This is a genomic window from Streptomyces sp. NPDC060035 (assembly GCF_042736635.1).
GTDB lineage: Bacteria > Actinomycetota > Actinomycetes > Streptomycetales > Streptomycetaceae > Streptomyces.
In genome coordinates this window covers 66,652-87,272 of the sequence record NZ_JBHWVO010000028.1, presented here as the reverse complement: position 1 = coordinate 87,272, position 20,621 = coordinate 66,652, and the positions used below count along the sequence as shown (strand labels likewise).

The 20,621-nt window shown below is 69.6% G+C and carries 20 protein-coding genes and 4 pseudogenes; 14 read left to right on the top strand and 10 right to left on the bottom strand.

The window, feature by feature from the left end; genetic code table 11:
- From ACFWBQ_RS32195 to ACFWBQ_RS32185, 3 genes and pseudogenes are all read left to right on the top strand, one after another.
- Window positions 1-105: pseudogene (locus ACFWBQ_RS32195) on the top strand (ectoine hydroxylase); the annotation flags it as partial.
- 127 nt (window positions 106-232) lie between these two features.
- Window positions 233-427: pseudogene (locus ACFWBQ_RS32190) on the top strand (DUF397 domain-containing protein); the annotation flags it as partial.
- A gap of 622 nt (window positions 428-1,049) precedes the next feature.
- The gene (locus ACFWBQ_RS32185) at window positions 1,050-1,499 is read left to right on the top strand and encodes a GNAT family N-acetyltransferase (protein ID WP_385504967.1); all 450 of its coding nucleotides are present in this window, start codon (window positions 1,050-1,052) and stop codon (window positions 1,497-1,499) included.
- On the opposite strand, the pseudogene ACFWBQ_RS32180 reads toward ACFWBQ_RS32185, so the two are convergent.
- Window positions 1,441-1,734: pseudogene (locus ACFWBQ_RS32180) on the bottom strand (Zn-dependent oxidoreductase); the annotation flags it as partial. The gene ACFWBQ_RS32185 and the pseudogene ACFWBQ_RS32180 sit on opposite strands and share 59 nt — an antisense overlap.
- 130 nt (window positions 1,735-1,864) lie before the next feature.
- On the opposite strand from ACFWBQ_RS32180, the gene ACFWBQ_RS32175 reads away from it, so the two are divergent.
- Entirely contained in the window at window positions 1,865-2,872 is a 1,008-nt protein-coding gene (locus ACFWBQ_RS32175) for a VOC family protein (protein WP_385504948.1), read from the top strand.
- A gap of 3 nt (window positions 2,873-2,875) precedes the next feature.
- Here the strand turns inward: ACFWBQ_RS32175 and ACFWBQ_RS32170 are convergent, their stop codons facing one another.
- Together ACFWBQ_RS32170 and ACFWBQ_RS32165 are read right to left on the bottom strand one after the other, a co-directional pair.
- Window positions 2,876-4,432 carry an arabinogalactan endo-beta-1,4-galactanase gene (locus ACFWBQ_RS32170; RefSeq protein ID WP_385504946.1) on the bottom strand — a complete coding sequence of 519 codons (1,557 nt, stop codon included), beginning with the start codon at window positions 4,430-4,432 and terminating at the stop codon, window positions 2,876-2,878.
- Window positions 4,433-4,526: 94 nt separating this feature from the next.
- Entirely contained in the window at window positions 4,527-6,572 is a 2,046-nt protein-coding gene (locus ACFWBQ_RS32165; RefSeq protein WP_385504940.1) for a beta-galactosidase, read from the bottom strand.
- Window positions 6,573-6,760: 188 nt separating this feature from the next.
- Between ACFWBQ_RS32165 and ACFWBQ_RS32160 the strand changes: the two genes are divergently transcribed.
- The 7 genes from ACFWBQ_RS32160 to ACFWBQ_RS32130 all read left to right on the top strand — a co-directional run bounded on the left by ACFWBQ_RS32160 (window position 6,761) and on the right by ACFWBQ_RS32130 (window position 12,378).
- Window positions 6,761-8,077 carry an extracellular solute-binding protein gene (locus ACFWBQ_RS32160; protein WP_385504937.1) on the top strand — a complete coding sequence of 439 codons (1,317 nt, stop codon included), beginning with the start codon at window positions 6,761-6,763 and terminating at the stop codon, window positions 8,075-8,077.
- The gene (locus ACFWBQ_RS32155; protein WP_385504930.1) at window positions 8,074-9,000 is read left to right on the top strand and encodes a carbohydrate ABC transporter permease; all 927 of its coding nucleotides are present in this window, start codon (window positions 8,074-8,076) and stop codon (window positions 8,998-9,000) included. The genes ACFWBQ_RS32160 and ACFWBQ_RS32155 overlap by 4 nt, the downstream gene beginning before the upstream one ends.
- Entirely contained in the window at window positions 8,997-9,854 is an 858-nt protein-coding gene (locus tag ACFWBQ_RS32150) for a carbohydrate ABC transporter permease (RefSeq protein ID WP_385504925.1), read from the top strand. The genes ACFWBQ_RS32155 and ACFWBQ_RS32150 overlap by 4 nt, the downstream gene beginning before the upstream one ends.
- A 42-nt stretch (window positions 9,855-9,896) precedes the next feature.
- Complete coding sequence (locus tag ACFWBQ_RS32145; RefSeq protein ID WP_385504919.1) at window positions 9,897-10,931, top strand: LacI family DNA-binding transcriptional regulator; 1,035 nt, start codon at window positions 9,897-9,899, stop codon at window positions 10,929-10,931.
- Window positions 10,932-11,004: 73 nt separating this feature from the next.
- Window positions 11,005-11,256 carry a YciI family protein gene (locus ACFWBQ_RS32140; protein WP_385504917.1) on the top strand — a complete coding sequence of 84 codons (252 nt, stop codon included), beginning with the start codon at window positions 11,005-11,007 and terminating at the stop codon, window positions 11,254-11,256.
- A 208-nt stretch (window positions 11,257-11,464) separates the two neighbouring features.
- Complete coding sequence (locus ACFWBQ_RS32135; protein WP_385504913.1) at window positions 11,465-11,866, top strand: VOC family protein; 402 nt, start codon at window positions 11,465-11,467, stop codon at window positions 11,864-11,866.
- The gene (locus ACFWBQ_RS32130) at window positions 11,863-12,378 is read left to right on the top strand and encodes a DinB family protein (RefSeq protein WP_385504909.1); all 516 of its coding nucleotides are present in this window, start codon (window positions 11,863-11,865) and stop codon (window positions 12,376-12,378) included. Before ACFWBQ_RS32135 ends, ACFWBQ_RS32130 begins: the two co-directional genes overlap by 4 nt.
- A 79-nt stretch (window positions 12,379-12,457) precedes the next feature.
- On the opposite strand, the gene ACFWBQ_RS32125 is transcribed toward ACFWBQ_RS32130, so the two are convergent.
- Window positions 12,458-13,528 carry an alkene reductase gene (locus ACFWBQ_RS32125; RefSeq protein WP_385504904.1) on the bottom strand — a complete coding sequence of 357 codons (1,071 nt, stop codon included), beginning with the start codon at window positions 13,526-13,528 and terminating at the stop codon, window positions 12,458-12,460.
- A gap of 168 nt (window positions 13,529-13,696) precedes the next feature.
- Between ACFWBQ_RS32125 and ACFWBQ_RS32120 the strand changes: the two genes are divergently transcribed.
- Entirely contained in the window at window positions 13,697-14,203 is a 507-nt protein-coding gene (locus tag ACFWBQ_RS32120) for a MarR family winged helix-turn-helix transcriptional regulator (protein ID WP_385504895.1), read from the top strand.
- 43 nt (window positions 14,204-14,246) lie between these two features.
- Here the strand turns inward: ACFWBQ_RS32120 and ACFWBQ_RS32115 are convergent, their stop codons facing one another.
- On the bottom strand, window positions 14,247-15,308 hold the full coding sequence (locus tag ACFWBQ_RS32115) for an aminotransferase class V-fold PLP-dependent enzyme (RefSeq protein ID WP_385504888.1): 1,062 nt from the start codon (window positions 15,306-15,308) through the stop codon (window positions 14,247-14,249).
- A gap of 69 nt (window positions 15,309-15,377) precedes the next feature.
- On the bottom strand, window positions 15,378-16,112 hold the full coding sequence (locus ACFWBQ_RS32110) for a DsbA family oxidoreductase (RefSeq protein WP_385504885.1): 735 nt from the start codon (window positions 16,110-16,112) through the stop codon (window positions 15,378-15,380).
- A 136-nt stretch (window positions 16,113-16,248) separates the two neighbouring features.
- On the opposite strand from ACFWBQ_RS32110, the gene ACFWBQ_RS32105 reads away from it, so the two are divergent.
- On the top strand, window positions 16,249-16,743 hold the full coding sequence (locus tag ACFWBQ_RS32105) for a DUF664 domain-containing protein (RefSeq protein WP_385504881.1): 495 nt from the start codon (window positions 16,249-16,251) through the stop codon (window positions 16,741-16,743).
- A 72-nt stretch (window positions 16,744-16,815) separates the two neighbouring features.
- Here ACFWBQ_RS32105 and thpR read toward each other — a convergent pair whose 3' ends face one another.
- From thpR to tnpA, 4 genes and pseudogenes are all read right to left on the bottom strand, one after another.
- Window positions 16,816-17,412: an RNA 2',3'-cyclic phosphodiesterase gene (thpR, locus tag ACFWBQ_RS32100; RefSeq protein WP_385504876.1), complete on the bottom strand. Its 597-nt coding sequence runs from the start codon at window positions 17,410-17,412 to the stop codon at window positions 16,816-16,818.
- Between the two features lie 134 nt (window positions 17,413-17,546).
- Window positions 17,547-18,080 carry a chloramphenicol phosphotransferase CPT gene (gene cpt, locus ACFWBQ_RS32095; RefSeq protein WP_385504868.1) on the bottom strand — a complete coding sequence of 178 codons (534 nt, stop codon included), beginning with the start codon at window positions 18,078-18,080 and terminating at the stop codon, window positions 17,547-17,549.
- 73 nt (window positions 18,081-18,153) lie between these two features.
- Complete coding sequence (locus tag ACFWBQ_RS32090) at window positions 18,154-18,582, bottom strand: ATP-binding protein (RefSeq protein WP_385504863.1); 429 nt, start codon at window positions 18,580-18,582, stop codon at window positions 18,154-18,156.
- A gap of 372 nt (window positions 18,583-18,954) precedes the next feature.
- A pseudogene (gene tnpA, locus ACFWBQ_RS32085) lies at window positions 18,955-19,370 on the bottom strand (IS200/IS605 family transposase).
- Window positions 19,371-19,395: 25 nt separating this feature from the next.
- Between tnpA and ACFWBQ_RS32080 the strand changes: the two are divergent.
- Window positions 19,396-20,616 carry an RNA-guided endonuclease InsQ/TnpB family protein gene (locus tag ACFWBQ_RS32080; protein ID WP_385504859.1) on the top strand — a complete coding sequence of 407 codons (1,221 nt, stop codon included), beginning with the start codon at window positions 19,396-19,398 and terminating at the stop codon, window positions 20,614-20,616.
- The last annotated feature ends 5 nt before the right edge of the window (window positions 20,617-20,621 follow it).

The following is a 20,621-nucleotide window of genomic DNA, read 5'->3' as shown; positions in this document are numbered from 1 at the left end:
TTCATCGTGTTCAACAGTGTGGAGAACACCGCCGAGGAGCCCTTCGCGGCTCCCGTCCGCCGACCCGACTTCATCGGGGCACGCGACTTCACGCCGGTGAAGTAGCCACGTACGACGGCCCGGTGGGGTGGGACGCATCACGTGTCCCGCCCCTTCCGGCTTTCTCCACTCACGGCGCTGCCTCGCCGGGTGCATCCGTTGCCGTGATCAGCCAGTCAGGAAAGGGCGCCCCATGACGACCGATCCCTCCCGCTGGATCAAGTCCTCCTGCAGCGACAACGGCGGCGCCTGCGTCGAGGTCTCCGCCGGACTCGCCGTCCCGCACGGCGTGATCCCCGTCCGCGACTCCAAGAACCCGGGCGGCGCCGTCCTGGGCTTCCCCGCCGCCTCCTTCGTGGTCGGCGTCGAGGCAGGGGCGTTCGATACGGCCTCAACGACAGGCTGCCAACGAGGTCATTGCCGGGCTCCAACTACCGATCACGGTCGTGATCGTGCGCGCGGTGGAGAGGTGGGGACCTTGCGCGAGCGATGCGCAGGACGACTGCGGTGACACTGATGTCGTCTGCCGGCCGGGCTCGCGCTCGTCGGGTGCGGGGGCGGTGACGACGGCCCCGCCCGGAAGTCGGCGGCGGGCCTGCTCGACGAGGCCAACGCCAGGATGGGCGAACCGAGTTCCCTCACCATCGAGATCACCAACACGGTCGGCGACGACCATGGCCGAACCCCCAACACGTAGGGTGCCATAACGAAGAGCACCTATTACGCGTGGAGGTTGCGTGGATACGGAGATCGTGCGGGCGTGGGTCGATGGCTGGGCCATCTCGCGCGGGGCAGCGCCTCCGGTGGAAGAACCCTGGGGATTCACCATCGACGTCGGCCTGCCCGAGCAGGTGACCCGACACGTCCTGCCCCGCGCCGACGAGGCGCTCGTCCGCAAGCTCGTGGAGAGTGCCACGGCCCCTGGCACCTGGCTCAAGGTGTTCACGGCTCCGGAGACCATTGCCCCCTGGCTCACACCCACATGGGCTTTTGGCACCCCCGGCTTCCTGATGTCGACAACCCTGCGTCCGTCCGCAACAGATCTCCCTGCCGGCTACCGACTACGCACATGGAGCCGAGGCGACGTCACCCGTGCCCTCATCGTGGGCGCGGACGGTGCTTTCGCCGCCCGTGGCCACGTAGCCGGCCGCTCCCGTGCCGGCTGCGTCGTGTTCGATCAGATAGAGACCGCACCCGCTCACCGTCGCCAGGGCTTGGGGCGCGCGGTCATGCACACCTTGGCGAACGCGGCGTTCGCGGCGGGTGCCCGGACCGGGGTGCTCGGTGCAACGATTGCGGGGCAGGGCCTCTACGCGTCACTTGGCTGGGCCGCACACGCACCACTCACCAGCGTGTTCCTCCCGTCGTCCGACCCCGGGGGGCAAGCGACAACCCGAGTGGCTACGACGGCCGGTCCTGCGACCGAGCGGCCTGGTCCGGTGGGAACGTCGCGGCGATGACGGGCTGGATCTCGGCGTGACGAGCCAGGTCCATGAGGAGGTCGAAGTGCGTGGGCGTGTGCATCGTGGAGCCGATCACCTGCGCGTTGTGCAGGTGGAGACGGCGCACATCAAAGGTCACGTCGTACCCGCCGAGTCCCCACCGGCCACCTTCGCGCAGCAGTGGCAGTCCCTCACTCACCGGATCCCCGACGACGACGTCGAGGGCGACGTCGATGCCCTCCGGGAAAGCACTGCCCTGGCACGAGCCGTATTTCGAGCCGCACCACCCCGCCTATAAGCGGACCGCCGGCCTGAGCGCTCGAGCCCGCCCGGCCGTTCAACTCGCTGGACCTCGGCCCGGGTCAGCGGAGACAGTGGCCTCCATGACTTCTCTCGTACAGCACATCACCATCGACTGCGCCGACCCCTACAAGCTGGCCGGTTTCTGGGCCGAGGTCCTCGGTTCCTCCCTGTCCGACGACGACGAGCCCGGCGACCCCGAGGCACTCGTCGAGACGCCCCGTGCCGCACTGCTCTTCATCTCGGTGCCCGAACCCAAGCGCACCAAGAACCGGATCCACCTGGACCTGCGTCCCGAGGACCGCACCCGTGACGAGGAGGTCGAGCGGCTGCTCGCTCTCGGCGCCACGCTGGTCGCCGACCACCGCAAGCCGAACGGGCGGGGCTGGGCGACCCTGGCCGATCCCGAGGGCAACGAGTTCTGTGTGGAGTGCAGCGCCGCGGAACGAGCGGCACTGCTCGGGGCCCGGCTGCCGGTCACCGCGGACGACGTGGCCCGAGCCGTACACCTCGCGGTCGACGTCCTCAAGGAGTCCCCGGCGGACGACTGGCACGTACCGGCCGGGTCGCTGGAGTGGGACTGCTGGGAGACCGTCGAGCATCTGAGCGACGATCTCTTCGCGTACGCGGTCCAGCTCGGCCCCCGGAAGCCGCCCGTCGACACCGAGGTGCCCTACCGGTGGGCCCGGGAGCGTGAGGGCGGCCCGGCGAACTCGGTCTTCGCCAGCCCGAAGGCCGGGGCCGCCGGGCTGCTGCAGACCCTGGAGGCGAGCGGCGCCCTGCTCACGGCGATGGTGCGGACGACTCCGCCGGACGTCCGCTCGCACCATGTTTTCGGGCTCTCCGACCCTGAGGGCTTCGCCGCGATGGGCATCGTGGAGACCCTCGTGCACACCCACGACGTCGCCGAGGGCCTGTCCCTCTCCTGGACGCCGCCCGCGGATCTGTGCGACCGGGTGCTGGCCCGGCTCTTCCCCGACGCGCCGGACGACGCGGACCGGTGGACCGTCCTGCTCTGGTCCACCGGCCGCGCCGATCTGCCGGGCCACGACCGCGTCACCTCGTGGAAGTGGCACGGCGCACCCCTGTAGCCGCTACCTGTGCGAGAACCAGCTCGCCGCCGGGAGCAGCTTCCCGTCGTAGTCGAACACCGCCTGGTTCTCCCACGCGTTGCCCGAGGCGGGGTCGGCCGGGTCCCAGCCGCTGCCGGTGACGGCGGTCCAGGCCGGCTCCCAGTAGACGGCGCCGAGCCCGCGGCCGTTCGGGACGGCCTCGACGACGTTCATGACGTCCCGGAGGTTGGCCGCCTGACCGGCCGGCGTCGCCGGGTAGCCGGTGACCAGCTGGTCGGCGGTGGCGATGTTGTTCTCCAGGCCGTCGTCGTCCGCGAGTGTGTGGGCGTACGCGGTCTCGGCGACCAGCACCGGCTTCCCGTACCGGGAGGCGGCGTCGTCGAGGTTGGTCTGCAGCTCGGCGAGCGAGCCGTGCCAGTAGCCGTAGTAGGAAAGGGCGATGACGTCGAAGGGGACACCCTGCGACACGGCGTTGTCGAACCACCAGCGGGTGCCCGCGTTGTCGCCGCCCTTGGCCAGGTGCAGCGCCACCTTCGTACCGGAGGAGACCGCCTTCGCGGCGTTGGCTCCGGAGGTCAGGAGGCCGGCCAGCTGGGACCAGTTGTCCGTGGACCCTTCGGGCCAGAGCATTCCGGCGTTGGTCTCGTTGCCGATCTGCACCATGTCGGCGGTGGTGCCCTGGGCCTTCAGCGCGTTCAGCACGTCGTACGTGTGGTTGTACACGTCGGTGCGGAGCTGGCTGTAGCTGTGCCCGGCCCAGGCGGCGGGCTTGATCTGCTTGCCGGGGTCGGCCCAGGCGTCGGAGTAGTGGAAGTCGATGAGCGTCTTCATCCCGAGGGCCTTGGCGCGCTTGGCCATGGCGAGCACGTGGGCCTTGTTGTTGTAGCCGTCGGCCGGGTTCACCCACACCTTGAGGCGGACGTAGTTCATCCCTGAGCTCTTGAGGATGCTCATCGCGTCGCCGGCCGTACCGCTCGCGTTGCGGTACGTCGCGCCGTGCGCCTCGTTCTTCGGGAGGGTGGAGAGGTCACCGCCCCTGACGCTCAGCCCGGTGGTTCCCTGGGTGAAGGTGATGTCGTCGAAGTTGGCCCACTCCCCCGCGTGCGCGTCGGAGTTGAGGCTGATCGTGCAGGCTCCGCCGGTCACCTCGACGGAGGTGACGAGCCGGATCCAGCCGCCGTCGGCGGTCGGCGGCAGGTCGGTGCGCTGCTCGGCGCCGCCGCAGTTGCGCAGGGCCATGTAGGCGGAGTTCTGGCCGCCACCGGAACGGACCCAGGCGCTGAGCGTGTACGTACCGTCGGTGAGGCCGGAGAGGTACTGGAAGGTCTCGACCTTGTACGCCGAGGCGGACCAGTGGCTGAGCCTGGTGCTGCCGGCGTGGCCGCCCGCCTCGGTGAAGGAGGCGGCGGACTGCCCGCCTGCCGAGTAGGTCGACCAGCCGGTGCTGCCCGATTCGAAACCGGGGTTGGTGGGGGTCGTGGCCGCGTGTGCGGCCTGGGCGGGGAGTGCGGCGAACAGGAGGCCGGAGAGTGCGGCCACCGTTCCTGCGGCTCTGCGGGTGTGCGTCGTTCCGTACATCGCCGATGTCCCTTCGACAGTTGTGCGGGGTAACGGGGGATGTGTGCCTTGACTGTTGTGCGGGGGTGACGGGAGTTGCGTCTCTTGGTGCGCCTCAGCCGTCGAGCCGTACGACGCGCACCGCACCCGCCGGGACGGCGAGGGAGTGCGCGGCGGGCTCGCCGGTGAGGAGTTCGGTGCCGGGGGCGTCCAGCGCCACCTCGGTGTCGGTGTCGGTGTGGTTGATCGCGAAGAGGTACGTGCCGCTGTCCCCGGTGCGGGTGACGGCCTCGACATCGCGGGCAAGGCCGGTGCGCGGCGCGATGGCGGCATCGGCGCAGGCACGGTCCAGGACGGCGTCCAGGTGGGGGCCGGAGAGCCGGGTGGAGACGTACCAGGCGGTGCCCTTGCCGAGCCGGTTGCGGGTGACGGCGGGGCGGCCGGCCGGGATGCCGTCGGCGTACGACCAGACGGTCTCGGCTCCGCGCGGGATGACCACGTCCGACCAGAGGTCCCCGGTCAGGACGGGTCCTTCGGGGGCGCCCTCGGGGGTGATCAGACGGACCGTTTCGCCCTCGCCGAGGGGGGAGAACTCCTCGATCGTCAGGCCCAGGACGTCCCGCAGCGCACCCGGGTAGGGACCGGGGTGCACGGCGTCGTGGGTGTCGACGATGCCGGAGAAGTACGAGACGACGAGGGTGCCGCCGTTCTCGACGTAGCGGCGCAGGTTGCGGCCGGTGTCCTCGGTGGCGAGGTAGAGGGCGGGGACGACGACCAGGGGGTAGGCGGAGAGGTCGGCGTCGGGGTGGGCGAAGTCGACGGTGAGGTGGCGGTCGTAGAGCGAGGCGTAGAACGTGTCGGCGCGCTCGCGGGCGTCGTGCTCCTCGCTGGGGCGCCACTCCAGGGCCTGCGCCCACCAGGACTGCCAGTCCCAGAGCATCGCGGCGTCGGCGACGGTACGGGTGCCCCGGATGCCCTCCAGCAGGCCGAGACCGGCGCCGAGCGCGGTCACCTCGCGCCACACGCGGGAGTCGGTGCCGGCGTGCGGGACCATCGCCGAGTGGAACTTCTCGGCGCCGCGCCGGGACTGGCGCCACTGGAAGAACATCGCGCCCTCGGAGCCGCGGGCGACGTGGGCGAGGCTGTTGCGGGCCATTTCACCGGGGCGCTTGGCGGGGTTGCGGGGCTGCCAGTTGACGCCGCTGGTGGAGTGCTCCAGGAGCAGCCAGGGGGCACCGCCGGCCACCGAGCGGGTGAGGTCGGCGGCCATCGCGAGGTTGACGTGGGTCCGTCGGCCGTCGGTGATCAGGTAGTGGTCGTTGGTGACGAGGTCGACCTCGCGGCCCCAGGCCCAGTAGTCGACGGAGTCGCACTGGCTGAGTGCGGTCATGAAGTTGGTGGTGACGGGGACGCCGGGGGCGAGCCGGTGCAGGATGTCGCGCTCGGCGGTGAAGTTCTCGCGCATGGTGGCATCGGCGAAGCGGGCGTAGTCCAGCTGCTGGGCGGGGTTGCCCACCGTGGGGGTGGTGCGGGGCGGGTCGATCTCGTCGAGGGTGCGGTAGTGCTGGCCCCAGAAGGCGGTGCCCCAGGCCTCGTTGACCGCGTCGACCGATCCGTGACGGCCGGTGAGCCAGCGGCGGAAGTGGGCGGCGCAGTTGTCGCAGTAACAGGCGCTGACGGGGACGCCGTACTCGTTGTGGACGTGCCACATCGCGAGGGCCGGGTGGCTCGCGTACCGGCGGGCGAGCTGTTCGGTGATGTTCGCCGCGGCCTCGCGGTACGGGGCCGAGCTGTGGCAGATCGCTCCGCGCGATCCGAAGGCGTAACGGACCCCGTCGCGGCTGACCGGCAGGGCCTCGGGATGGGCGCGGTAGAACCAGGCGGGCGGGGCGACGGTGGGGGTGCCGAGGTCGGCGCGGATGCCGTTGACGTGCAGCAGGTCCAGGAGGCGGTCGAGCCATCCGAAGTCGTGGCTGCCCGGTTCGGGTTCCAGCAGCGCCCAGGAGAAGATCCCGACGCTGACCATGGTGACGCCGGCTTCCCGCATCAGGCGTACGTCCTCGTGCCAGACCTCTTCCGGCCACTGCTCGGGGTTGTAGTCGCCGCCGAACGCAAGCTTCTGCAGACCGAGCGGGGCGGGAGCGGGCGCTGAGTGCGGCATGAACGTCTCCTGGCTCTTTGGAACAATTTCTGGGAACGTGCACACACACTCGTGGCGACGCAGGCCCAACATAACCGCACAGCAACAACCATTGACAAGTGTCGGTTTCGTTTCTCTACTGTGAACGCTCACAGCGTCCTTTCGGCCAGTCAGCCGATGCGCGCGCCCGTCTCGTCAGGGGAGAAACCATGAAATACCGCTCCGTCGCGGTGACCACCGCCGCCGCACTCGCCGCCACCGCCCTGCTCTCGGGCTGCGGCTCCTCGGACGACGGGGGCGACGAGCCGGCCGCCTCCGGACCCGCCTCGCTGACCTACTGGGCCTGGGCGCCCGGCCTGGACAAGGTCGCGGACATCTGGAACAAGGGCCCGGGCAAGGAGGCCGGCATCACGGTCACGGTGAAGAAGCAGGCGTCCGGCGACGACCTCATCACCAAGATCATCACGGCGGCCAAGGCGCACAAGGCCCCTGACCTGGTCCAGGCCGAGTACCAGGCACTCCCCACCCTGGTCTCCAACGACGTCCTCGCCGACATATCCAAGGAGGCGGGCGACGCGAAGGGCGCGTTCGCCGACGGGATCTGGCAGCAGACCACGCTGGGCTCCGACGCCCTGTACGCCCTGCCGCAGGACTCGGGCCCGCTGATGTTCTACTACCGCCAGGACCTCTTCAAGCAGTACGGCCTGACCGTGCCCACCACCTGGGACGAGTTCGCCGAGACCGCCCGCGCGCTGAAGAAGAAGGCGCCGGACAAGGACCTCACGACCTTCTCCTCCAACGACTCGGGCCTCTTCGCGGGCCTCGCCCAGCAGGCCGGGGCGCAGTGGTGGACGACCGGCGGCGACAAGTGGAAGGTCGCGATCGACGACCCCGCCACGCAGAAGGTCGCCGACTTCTGGGGCGGCCTGGTCAAGGAGGGCGCCATCGACAACCAGCCGATGTACACCCCGGCCTGGAACAAGGCGCTCAACACCGGCAAGCAGGTCGCCTGGGTCAGCGCCGTCTGGGCACCGGGCACCCTGACCACCGCGGCGCCGGAGACGAAGGGCAAGTGGGCGATGGCCCCGCTCCCCCAGTGGACGGCCGGCGAGAGCATCACCGGCAGCTGGGGCGGCTCCTCCACCGCGGTCACCAATGACTCCAAGAACAAGAAGGCCGCGGCCACCTTCGCGAAGTGGCTGAACACGGACCCGGCCGCGCTCGCCGCGCTCGTCAAGGAGAGCGGCATCTACCCCGCCGCCACGGCTGCCCAGACCGGTGGGGCACTCTCCCAGGCCCCGGACTACTTCTCCAACCAGCCCGACTTCTACACCGAGGCCGCCAAGATCGCCCAGGGCACCGCCCCGGCCGCCTGGGGCCCGAACGTCAACGTCGCGTACACCGCCTTCAAGGACGGCTTCGCGAAGGCCGCCAAGGACAAGTCGGACTTCGGTGCCGCACTGACCGCGATGCAGGACGCCACCGTCGCCGACCTCAAGAAGCAGGGCTTCGGGGTCTCCGAGTGACACGCGCACCCCGCAGGAGGACGTACGGGGTCAAGAGCGCCCCGTACGCCTTCCTGATCCCCGCAACCCTCCTCTTCCTGCTCTTCTTCGCCCTGCCCATCGGGTACGCGCTCTACCTCAGCTTCCGCAGGACGGAAGTCAAGGGGCTCGGCCTGGGCAAGGGCGCCCGGGACGAAATATGGGCGGGACCGGCCAACTACACCGACGCGCTCTCCGACTCGGAGCTGCTGCACGGAGCACTGCGCATCCTCGGGTACGGCGCGATCGTCGTCCCCGTGATGCTCGGGCTCGCCCTCCTGTTCGCCCTGCTGCTGGACACCGAGCGGGTCCGGCTGCGCGGCTTCACCCGGCTGGCGATCTTCCTGCCGTACGCGATCCCGGGTGTCATCGCCGCACTGATGTGGGGCTTCCTGTACCTGCCCGACGTCAGCCCCTTCCTCTACCTGCTCGACACGGCGGGTCTGCCGCAGCCCGATCTGCTGGACGGCGGCCCGCTGTACCTCTCCCTCGCCAACATCGCGGTGTGGGGAGGCACCGGCTTCAACATGATCGTGATCTACACGTCGCTGCGGGCGATCCCCGTCGAGATCTTCGAGGCCGCGCGTCTCGACGGCTGCTCGCAGCTGCAGATCGCGCTGCGGATCAAGATCCCGATGGTGGCGCCCTCGCTGATCCTGACCTTCTTCTTCTCGATCATCGCGACGCTCCAGGTGTTCAGCGAACCCACCACGCTGAAGCCGCTGACCAACTCGCTCTCCACCACCTGGAGTCCGCTGATGAAGGTCTACCAGGACGCCTTCGTCAACAACGACATCTACGCGGCGGCGGCGCAGGCGGTCATCATCGCCCTGGCCACGCTGGCCCTGTCCTTCGGCTTCCTCAGGGCGGCCAACTCCCGTACGAAGCAGGGAGACTCCCGATGAGTACACAGTCCCTTGCAGGCGGCCCCCGCCGTTTTCCCCTCGTCCCGACCGCCGCGCTGCTCTTCGGCGCGCTGTACTGCCTGCTGCCCGTCGTCTGGGTCCTGGTGGCCTCGACCAAGTCCGGCAGCGAGCTGTTCTCCACCTTCAGCTTCCTGCCCGGCTCCGGCTTCACCGACAACGTCGCCGACCTGACGGCGTACCGGGACGGCGTGTACTGGAAGTGGATGGCCAACTCGGCCTTCTACGCCGGGGTGGGCGCCCTGCTGTCCACGGCGGTGTCCGCGGTGTCGGGGTACGCGCTGGCCGTGTACCGCTTCCGCGGGAAGGAGACCGTCTTCAACATCCTGCTGGCCGGGGTGCTGATGCCGCCGGTGATCCTCGCGGTACCGCAGTACCTGCTGCTGGCCAAGGCCGACATGACCGACTCGTACCTCTCGGTGCTGCTGCCGGTGATCCTCTCCCCGTACGGCGTCTACCTGGCCCGGATCTACGCCTCGGCGGCCGTACCGGCCGATGTGATCGAGGCCGGGCGGATGGACGGCGGCGGCGAGTGGCGGATCTTCCGGACCATCGCGCTGCCGATGATGGTGCCGGGGCTCGTGACGGTGTTCCTGTTCCAGTTCGTGGCGGTCTGGAACAACTTCCTTCTCCCCTACATCATGCTCGGCGACGACGAGAAGTTCCCGGTGACCCTGGGGCTCTACACGCTGCTCCAGCAGGGCTCGAACACCCCGGCGCTCTACACCCTGGTCATCACCGGTGCGCTGCTGGCGATCATTCCGCTGATCGCCCTGTTCCTCGTGATCCAGCGGTTCTGGAGCCTCGACCTGCTCTCCGGCGCCGTAAAGTCCTGACAGCTCCTCAACAGGGCTTCCTTTGATGAAAGATCAAGCACCATGAGCCGCACAGAACAGAACGGCACAGGACGCCGCCGGCCGCCGACGATCCACGATGTCGCGCGGGAGGCCGGAGTCTCCCGGGGCACGGTCTCCCGTGTGCTCAACGGCGGCCACAACGTCAGCCCCGCCGCCCTCGACGCGGTCAACTCCGCCATCCACAAGACCGGTTACACCGTGAACCGGCACGCCCGGTCGCTGATCACCGGCCGTTCCGACTCGGTGGCGTTCCTGCTGACCGAGCCGCAGGAGCGGTTCTTCGAGGACCCGAACTTCAATGTGCTGCTGCGCGGCTGCACCACAGCGCTCGCCGCGCACGACATCCCGCTGCTGCTGATGATCGCGGGGACGGAGGCGGAGCGCCGCAGGAACATGCGGTACATCGCCGGGCATGTGGACGGGGTGCTGCTGGTCTCCAGCCACTCCGGCGACCCGGTCGCCGCCCAGCTGCACGAGGCCGGCGTTCCGCTGGTCGCCTGCGGGAAGCCGCTCGGGCAGGGTTCGAAGGTCAGCTACGTGGCGGCGGACGACCGGGACGGCGCACGGGACATGGTGCGCTACCTGTACGAGTCCGGGCGCCGCCGGATCGCCACGGTCACCGGCCCGCTGGACACCCCGGGCGGCGTGGAGCGGCTGGCGGGCTACCGCGAGACGCTCGCCGACTGCGGACTGCCCTTCGACGAGACGATGGTCGTACCGGGCGACTACAGCCGTGCGGGCGGTGAGGCCGCGGCCTCGCTCCTGCTGGAGCGCGCACCGGACATCGACGCGGTGTTCGTCGCGTCCGACCTGATGGCGCAGGGGGTACTGACCGCACTGGAGCGGGCGGGCCGACGCGTGCCGCAGGACATCGCGGTCGGCGGTTTCGACGACTCGCCCGCGGCGCTCGCGGCCCGTCCCGCGCTGACGACGGTCCGCCAGCCGTGGGACCGGATCAGCTCCGAGATGGTACGGGTGCTGCTGGCGCAGATCGGCGGGGAGGACCCGGCCGCGGTCATCCTGCCCACCGAACTGGTCCGCCGGGACTCGGCGTAACGCCGTCACCGGACGGGCCCGGGCCCCGGGCCCGTCCGGTGACGACAGGCGCTCGTGACGCCACATCGACCGGGTGCGCCGGAACGCCCGGAAGAAGGTCCGTTCCGACGGCGGCTCGGAGACCACGGTGACGGACGGGCCGTTCGCGGAGTCCAAGGAGATGCCGGCCGGGTTCAACGTCTTCGACGTCGAGTCGGAGGCCCGCGCCCTGGAGATCGCCGCCCTGATCTCGGCCGTGCCGGGCCCCGGCCGTGTACCGGCCCGGCAGCCGGTCGAGGGGCGGCAGATCATGACCGACGCCGAGCCCGGCCCGGGTGAGCTGTGACCGGTCGGACTTCGGTGGAGGACCTGCTGCGCACCCTTGATCCGCACCACCAGTACACCGGAGCAGCGCTGTCTGACGGCGAGGGCGGCGCGGTTGCATCAGAATGCGGCCCATACGGGGACGCATACGGAGTGACCGGTGCAGTGCGCGGCGAACACTTGAAACGATCCCAGTACGCGGGTCTGCCGGATCGGAGATCTTTGTTCTCATGAACGACAAGCCGAACGAGCCCGCATGGCCGAGGGGCATCAGTGCCATCACCCTGTTCACCGAAGACCTGGGCGCCACCCGGCGGTTCTACGAGGAGGTCTTCGGGCTGCCGGTGGTGTTCGAGGACGACAACTCGGCCGTGTTCGAGTTCGCGAACACCCTCATCAACCTGCTGAGGACCACGGCGGCGCCCGAGTTGATCGAGCCCGCTGCCGTCGCGGGTCCGGAGGCCGGAGCGCGCCTGCAGCTCACGCTCGGCGTCGACGACGTGGACGCGATGTGCAAGGAGCTGACCGCACGCGGTGTGACCCTGCTGAACGGGCCGATGGACCGTCCGTGGGGAATCCGGACCGCCAGTTTCCGTGACCCGGGTGGCCACATCTGGGAGATCGCGAAGTGACCCCGCAAGCGTCACCGGACAACGAGATCAGGGCGCTCCTCGCCGCCCTGCACGGGCAGCGACGCCATGTCCTGGGCATCCTCGACGGGTTGGACGACGAGGCGTTGCGGCGGGCCGCGCTGCCGTCGGGGTGGTCCTGCCTGGGACTCACCCAGCACCTCGCGCTGGATGTCGAACAGTTCTGGTTCCGTGCAGTCGTCGCCGGGGACAAGGACGTCATCCGCGGCCTGGACGACAGCGAGGACGCCTGGCAGGTGGGTCCGGAGGTGCCGGCCGACGAGGTTCTCGAACGGTATCGCCGGGAGGCGGACCTCGCCGACGCCGTCATCATGGCAACGCCCGCGGACACCGCCCTGGCGTGGTGGCCGCAGCACCTCTTCGGCGACCCGCACCTGCACAACCTCCGCGACGTCCTGCTGCACGTCATCACCGAGACCGCGTGCCATGCCGGGCACCTCGACGCGGCGCGAGAACTCATCGACGGCCGCCGCTGGATGGTCCTGACCTCGTAGGCGTCTGTCACGCGCCGCCCCCTGACGAGCCGTCGGCCGTCAGGCGGGGCGGAGTGCACGCGGTGTGGCAGCCGCTCCGCTACTGGGCCTGCAGCGCCGGGTAGTCGGTGTAACCCTTCGCTTCGCCGCCGAAGAAGGTCGACGGGTCCGGAGTGTTGAACGGCCCGCCGGCCTTCAGCCGGGCCGGCAGGTCCGGGTTGGCGAGGAACAGTGCGCCGTAGGAGATGAGGTCCGCGATCCCGTCGTCGATCACCGTGTGGTGCTCCGGACCGGTCGGCCCGTCGGTGAACACGTTGAGCACCACGGTTCCGGAGAACTGCTTGCGCAGCGCGAGCGTCAGCTCGCGGATCTCGACCTGCTCCAGGATGTGCAGATAGGCGAGCCCGAGCGGTTCGAGCTCCGTGACGAGCGCGGTGTAGACGGCGTCCGGGGCGGGCTCCTCGATGCCGTTGAACGGGTTGCCGGGCGAGATGCGCAGCGCGGTGCGCTCCGCGCCGATCTCGGCGACGACCGCCTTGGCGACCTCGACGGCGAACCGGATACGGCCCTGCTCGGAACCGCCCCACTCGTCGGTGCGCAGGTTGGTGTTGGGCGCGAGGAACTGGTGGATCAGGTAGCCGTTGGCGCCGTGCAGCTCGACGCCGTCGAATCCCGCGTCGACGGCGTTGCGGGCGGCCGTGACGAAGTCCCCGATGGTCGCCCGGACCTCGGCGTCGGTCAGCTCACGCGGCTCCACGAAGTCCTTCCGGCCCACCTGCGTGTAGATCTGGCCGGGCGCCGTGACCGGGGAGGGGGCGACCGGGGTGAGTCCGTCCGGCAGCAGTACGGGGTGGCCGATCCGGCCCGCGTGCATGATCTGGGCGAAGATGCGTCCGCCGGCCTCGTGGACGGAGTCGGTGACCCTGCGCCAGGAGGCGACCTGCTCGGCACTGTGCAGGCCGGGGGTGGCGGGGTAGCCCTGGCCCACCACCGACGGCTGGATGCCCTCGGTGATGATCAGTCCGGCCGAGGCACGCTGGGTGTAGTACTCGACGACGAGATCGGTGGCCGTACCGCCGTCACCGGCCCGGCTACGGGTCATCGGGGCCAGCGCTATGCGGTTGGCGAGCTGTGTACCGGAGAGGTCGATGGGGTCGAACACGGTGGTCATGGAGGCTCCCGGGGGATTTACATGGTCGGCCAAGTAATAAACTCTGCGCCACTGTAACCCATTAATTGGCCGACCAAGGTAAAGTTCATGGAGACGTCACGGACCAGGCGACGTCTCGGACCCGGCAACGGAAACTACCGGGCAGCACAACCGCCCCGAGGAGTCCCGATGAAGGCCGACAGCACGGCCCCCGCAGATCCCGTCTGTACCGAGGCGCTGCCCAGCGCCGCCCGCGGCGGACCCGTCAGCCATGCCGTTTCGCGCATCGCCAGGCTGCACCGGATCGCGGCGGGCAGGCTGCTCAAGGGGCTCGGCCTCTACCCCGGCCAGGAACTCCTGATGATGCACCTGTGGGACGGCGGGGCGGTCCGCCAGTCGGAGCTCATCAAGGCCGTGGACCTCGACCCGTCCACCGTCACCAAGATGCTCCAGCGGCTCGACCAGGCCGGGCACGTGCGCCGCTGCCCCGACCCGGACGACCGGCGGGCCGTCCTGGTCGAGGCCACCGACGACAGCTGCGGGCTCCACGTCTCGGTGCGCGACGCCTGGTCCAGCCTGGAGGAGCACACCCTTGCGGGGCTGGACCCGGCGGAGCGTACGGAGCTGGCTCGGCTGCTGGCCAAGGTCGAGGCGAACCTCTGCCAGGAGACCGAGGGGTGCCCAGGCACCGGGTGATCGGTTCAGCCGGAGAGGTGTGGCCCGGCCCCGAGTGGCCTGCTCAGCCGGAGAGCACGTCCAGTGCACGGTCCACGTCGGCCTCGGTGTTGTACAGATGGAAGGCCGCCCTCATATTCCCGGCCCGGTCCGAGACCATGACCCCCGCCCCGGCCAGCTCGGCCGTGCGGCTGCCGAGTCCGGGCACGGCGACGATCGCCGACTCCCCCGGTACCGCCTCGTGCCCGATCCCGGCCAGCCCACCGCGGAAGCGGGCTGCGAGCCCGGTGGCATGGGCGTACAGTGCATCGACTCCGACCTCCGCCAGCAGCTCCAGGGAGCGCTCGGCCCCGTGGTACGCGAGGAAGGCGGCCGGTTCGTCGAAGCGCCGTGCGGTGACGGCCAGTTGCTCGACCGGCCCGTACGTGCTGTTCCAGCGGTCCTCCGCCGAGACCCAGCCCGCGTACAGCACGGGCAGCGTCTCCTGCGCCTCCTCCGACACGGTCAGGAACGACGCGCCCCGGGGGCACAGAAGGAACTTGAAGCCTCCGGTGACCGTGTAGTCGTACGCCCCGGCGTCCAGCGGCAGCCAGCCCGCGGACTGACTGGCATCGAGCAGGGTCCGCGCGCCGTGCGCGTCGGCGGCCGCCCGCACCGCGTCCAGGTCGGCGACCCTGCCGTCGGCGGACTGGACGGCCGAGAAGGCGACGAGCGCGGTCTCCGGCCGTACGGATTCGGCGAGCTCGTCCAGCGGGACGTACCGCATCTTCAGATCACCGCGGACAGCGAACGGGCTGACGACCGAGCTGAACTCACCCTCCGGGGCCAGGACTTCGGCACCCGGCTCCAGCGAGGCCGCGACGAGCCCCACATGGGCGGCGACGGAGCCGCCGGTGGCGACCCGGTCGGGACCGACACCGGCGAGCCGGGCGAAGCCGGCCCGGGCGGCGTCCACCGACTCGAAGCTGCCCGCACCGGCCCGGCGGCCCGTGGCGTTGTCGTCGGCGAGCGACTTGACGGCCTCGACGGTCCGGCGGGGCAGCAGCCCGCAGCTGGACGTGTTGAGGTACGTGGTCTCCGGTGCGAACTCGGCGGCTGTGACCAGGTGAATCGTAGACGTCTCCATGCTCCCAGCCTGGCCGCCCCTCAACCCCTCGTCAATCACGAAGAGTTAAGGGGTACACCCAAGAAGTGCTTATGCGCGCCGGTCGGACGCACCCTGGGGAACCTCGCAGGCCCCGTCCGCGTCGCAGGCCTCGGCGTCGCCACCGAGTGTGGTGAGCGTGCTGACCGGGCGGTCCTTCCACGCCCGCTCCAGCGCCTGGACGAAGACCTCCGAGGGCTGGCCGCCGGAGATTCCGTAGCGCCGGTCGAACACGAAGAACGGCACCGCGTTCGCGCCCAGCTCGGCCGCCTCGCGCTCATCGGCCCGCACCTCGTCGGCGTACGCCGCGGGGTCGGCGAGCACCGCCAGCGACTCCTCCCGGTCGAGCCCCGCCTCCACGGCGAGGTCGGCCAGCACCGCGTCGTCGAAGACCGAGCGCTCCTCGGCGAAGTTCGCCCGGTAGGCAAGGCTCAACAGCTCGTCCTGGCGGCCGCGCGCCTTGGCCAGGTGCAGCAGGCGGTGGATGTCGAAGGTGCTTCCGTGGTCACGCCCCTCGGCGCGGTAGCCGAGCCCCTCGGACTGCGCGTTCGCCGCGACATTGGCCTCCATGCCCCGGGCCTCCTCGGGGGTGCGCCCGTACTTCTGCGCCAGCATGTCGATCACCTGCGCGGTGTCACCCTTGGCGCGCCCGGGGTCGAGCTCGAAGGAGCGGTGCACCACCTCGACCTCCTCGCGGTGGGCGAACTCGGCCAGGCCCTTCTCGAAGCGCGCCTTCCCGATGTAGCACCAGGGGCAGGCGATGTCGCTCCAGATCTCGACGCGCATGACTCTTCTTCTCTCCAGCTCTGCCGTACGGGTGCGGAGCCACCCTCCGCCGCCCGTTCAACGTTCAATCGGGGCGGCTGATTCCCCGTCGCGCATTAGGCCGCAACCTGACCTGATTCCTTCCTACCGTGTTCGCATGACACCTGAGACCGAGGGCATGCTGACCGCCCTGCGCGAGGCGCGGCGGCTCCTCCTCATCACCATCCTGGACGTCGCGGACGCACAGGTCGCGGAGCGTTCCACCGTGAGCGGGCTGACGCTCGGCGGCATCCTGAACCACCTCACCCAGGCCGAGCGGGTCTGGACGCACATCGTGACCGACACCACCGGCCGGACCCCTGACGGCATGTGGGACATGACCCAGTACCAGGCACCGGAGGGTGCGACGGCCGACCGTCTGCGCACCGCCTACGAGGAGGCCGCGCGCGCCACCGACGACGCGTTCGCCAAGGCGGACCCGGATGCGGACGTACGCCTGCCGGAGGCGCCCTGGGAACCGGGCGTCGTGCACCACTGGTCGGTTCGCCGGAGCTTGCTGCACCTTCTCCAGGAGACGGCCCAGCACGCCGGGCACGCGGACATCATCCGGGAGTCGCTCGACGGCGCGAGCACCACGGCGCGACGGCACTAGCTCATCCGCGGCCGGGCCAAGCCCGGCAGACCCGCCCTCCCTCGATCGCTCCCCTGCCCTCAATTGCGCCGTTCAAGATCCAGCGAAGTTTCCGTTGCCGAGGGCCCAGGCCTCGATGTCGCGGTAGTGGATCGGTCCGCGGCTGCGGCCGACGTTGCTGCCGACCAGGTGGAGACGTTCGGCAGGCCATCGGAGGCCGGTGAATCCGGCGAGCCCTGCGGCGATTTCCCCTGCCGAGGATCGATCGCCCCGGCGGGCACGGGCCAATGTCAGGTGGGGGCGCAGGGGCCGGTCCTCGAAGGCGACACCGCAGCCTTTGACTGCGGTACGCACGTCGGCCGCGAGCATGTACAGCTCATCGAGGTCTCCGTCGATTCCGGTCCACAGCACCCGGTCGTCGAAGTTTCCGCTGCCGCGCAGTGCCAGGCGAGGTGGCTGGTGGTCCGCTGCGAGGTCGGCGAGCGGCGAGCGCAGCAGCGGAACGGTCTCGGCCGGGAGCTCTCCGAGAAACGCCAGGGTGATGTGCCAGTCCTCGATGCGATTCCACCGCATATGGGGGTGTGTGTCATAGGCGGGGCGCAGCTCCCGGGCGAGTTCATCCTTCGCGTGGTCGGGCGGGGCGAGGGCGATGAACACGCGAACGGTCGCGGGCTGAGTCTGTTCGTTCACACCGGACTTCGTACCCTATCCGGATGGTTGAGGCGAAGACCCAGCCCTGCCGCCCGTGATCGCTCCGCACGGTCCCAGCTCCTGGACGGCCGAAGGCGCGCCGCCACCCCTCCCGGCGGCAGCCGAGATTGCGATCACTCGACCTGGGCGGCGATAGTCCGCGCACAGTCCAGGGACTCCGTATGCGTGGTGTCCACCTCCAGGTCGTAGACCACGCCCCGGTGAACCATCTCCGCCTGCAATGCGGCCATTCCCTGGACCCGGTCCCCTCGGGCGACCTCGCGCCCTGCGGCGACCTCACTCGCGCACCTGACGCCGACCCACAGCACATCCAGTCCGCCAAGGGCCTTCTGCCACCGTTCCTGGGACGTCGCTCCGCCGAGGAAGACGTCATCGACGACGACCCGGGCGCCTGCACGGGCCATCGCGGCGACCCCTTCCATCCACGCCGCTTCCAGCTCCCGGAACTGCGAGCCGACATTCACAGCGCCGTCCGAGGCGAATCCGATACCTGCGTCCGATGTCTGCATGGAAGCGGGCATCGCCTCGACCAGCGAGTCCACCGCGGCGGCAAGCCACGGATCCTGCAGTACCGCCTGCAGACACCGGACGATCCCGGACTTGCCCGAGCTGGACCCACCGTTCAGCACGATCACTTGAGTTGTCACCGGGGCACGGTAGCGGCAACCGCCACGGAACCCGAAGCGATTTCCCCGGACGAGGAGAGCGACGGCGCCCGCCTCAGGTGATCTCCAGGCAGTGCCGGCCGGGCTTCACTTCGATCTCGGCCCAGACCGTCTTCCCGGAGGGCGGGAACGGCCTCACGCCCCAGTCCGTGGTGAGCGCATGGACGATGACCAGCCCGCACCCCACGTCGGACCGGACAGGGGCGAGCTCACCACGCGGGTCCGTGACCTCGATGCGCAGCCCCGCATCCGGCAGGAGTACGAGCCCGAGCCGGAAGCCCCGCCCCTCCAGCCGTCCGTGCCGCACGGCGTTGGCCGCCAGTTCGGCGACGACGAGCGCGGCCGCATCGGTCGGTTCACTGTCTCGCGGCCACCCCCATGCGGCGAGCTGCTCCACGGCGAGCAGCCGTGCGAGGCGCGCACCCCGCCGGGTGGCGCTCAGCAGCTGCGTGAACTGTGGTGCGGGTGTTGCCGTTTGACGCATGCCTGTGTGTACGGATTCGCTCTTCACGCCACTCAGCGTGGCCGGGTGACCTTACGCTGACCAGGAGTGACTACGGTACGCAGCGTACGTGTACCGGTGCGCGTGGTGATCTGTACCGGTCGTCCGCCGCGCGGCACGCGGGACGGAACGGGGGCAGCGGTGGAGCTGACGGAGGCGATCGGCGAAAGCGACGACTCGGAGGGTGCGGCGGACCTGTTCCGGGTGATCGGCCGCCAGGTCCGGCTGCTCCGGGAACGGGCGGGGCTCACCCAGCGGGAACTCGGAGAGCAGCTCGGCTACCGGATCCAATGGCAGCGCACCGGGCTTTGGCCCGGTGGTGAGGCGATTCTGAGAAGTGCTCCAACCCGTAAGTCAGAGGGGACGGTTCTGCTGCTCGATGTACTGACGGACGATCGACAACGGAGCACCCCCGGCCGACCCTGCGAAGTAAGAACCGGACCACAGCCGCTGCGCCCGCCAGTAGTGCCGGACCAGTTCGGGGTATTCCTGGCGGAGCCTGCGGGAACTGACGCCCTCCAGGCTGTTGACCAGTCTGGACAGGGCGACCTTCGGGGGAAGTTCACGAGCAGGTGGACGTGGTTGTTCTCACCGTTGAACTCCGCCAGCTTGCACTCGAAGTCCTCGCACACGGCACGCATGATCTCCTCCATGCGTGTCAGGTGGGTGTCCTTGAAGACCTCGTGCCGGTACTTCGGCACGAAAGCCGAATGGGCGTGGAGGATGAAAGCGCAGTGTTTGCCAGCACAAATGTTCTGATACTCGGCCATGAACCAACACGGTACGGTGCTGATCATGCAGCTCAGGTACAGCTTCCGCTTGTACCCGAACCGTCCCCAGCGTTCCGCACTGGCAAGGGCATTCGGGTGCGCCCGGGTGGTCTACAACGATGCGCTTCGCGCTCGTGAGACCGCTCGTGTGGAGGGTGCACCGCTCCCGAAAACCGGGGACCTGTCGAAGCTGCTGATCACCGACGCGAAGAAGACCGACGAGCGTGCCTGGCTCGGCGAGGTGTCGGCCGTGGTGCTGCAACAGTCCCTGCGGGATCTGGATACCGCGTACCGGAACTTCTTCGATGGGCTCAAGGGTAAGCGTCCGCGCACGGGCGCACCCCGGTTCAAGTCCCGCAAGGACAACCGGCAGGCCGTACGGTTCACCTCGAATGCCCGATGGAAGATCACGACCGGCGGTGACCTGTTGCTGCCGAAGATCGGCGACGTGCGGGTGAAGTGGTCCCGTGTGCTGCCGTCCGTGCCGTCTACGGTGACGGTGGTCAAGGACGCTGCCGGCCGGTACTTCGCCTCGTTCGTCGTCGAGACCGAGCCGGACGAGACGCTGCCCGAGGCCGGCCCCGAGGTCGGTATCGATCTCGGGCTGACTCACTTCGCGATCCTCTCGGATGGCACGAAGATCGAATCCCCGCGCTTCCTGCGCCGGGCGGAGAAGAAGCTCAAGCGGGAACAGCGCCGCCTGTCCCGTAAGGCCAAGGGCTCAAACAACCGGACCAAGGCCCGGATCAAGGTCGCCCGCGCTCACGCACAGGTGGCCGACGCACGGCGCGAGTTCCACCACCAGCTCTCAACGAAGATCATCCGCGAGAACCAAGCGGTTGCCGTTGAGGACCTGGCGGTCAAGGGACTCGCCCGCACCCGTACGGCCAAGTCCATCCACGACGCCGGATGGTCCGCGTTCGTCTCGATGCTGGAGTACAAGGCCGCCCGGTACGGGCGCACCTTCGTGCGCATCGGACGCTTCGAGCCGACCTCACAGGTCTGCTGCGTGTGCGACGTCAAGGACGGCCCCAAGCCGCTGCACGTCCGCGTGTGGGAATGCGGGGCATGCGGAACCGTCCTGGACCGGGACATCAACGCGGCGGTCAACGTCGCCAAGGCCGCCGGACTGGCGGTATCAGCCTGCGGAGCGCGGGTAAGACCGGGAGTAATCCCGGCACAGCGCGGAGAAACAGGAACCCGCCGAGACGGCCAGACGACCGTGGTAGGAATCCCCGCCCTTTAGGACGG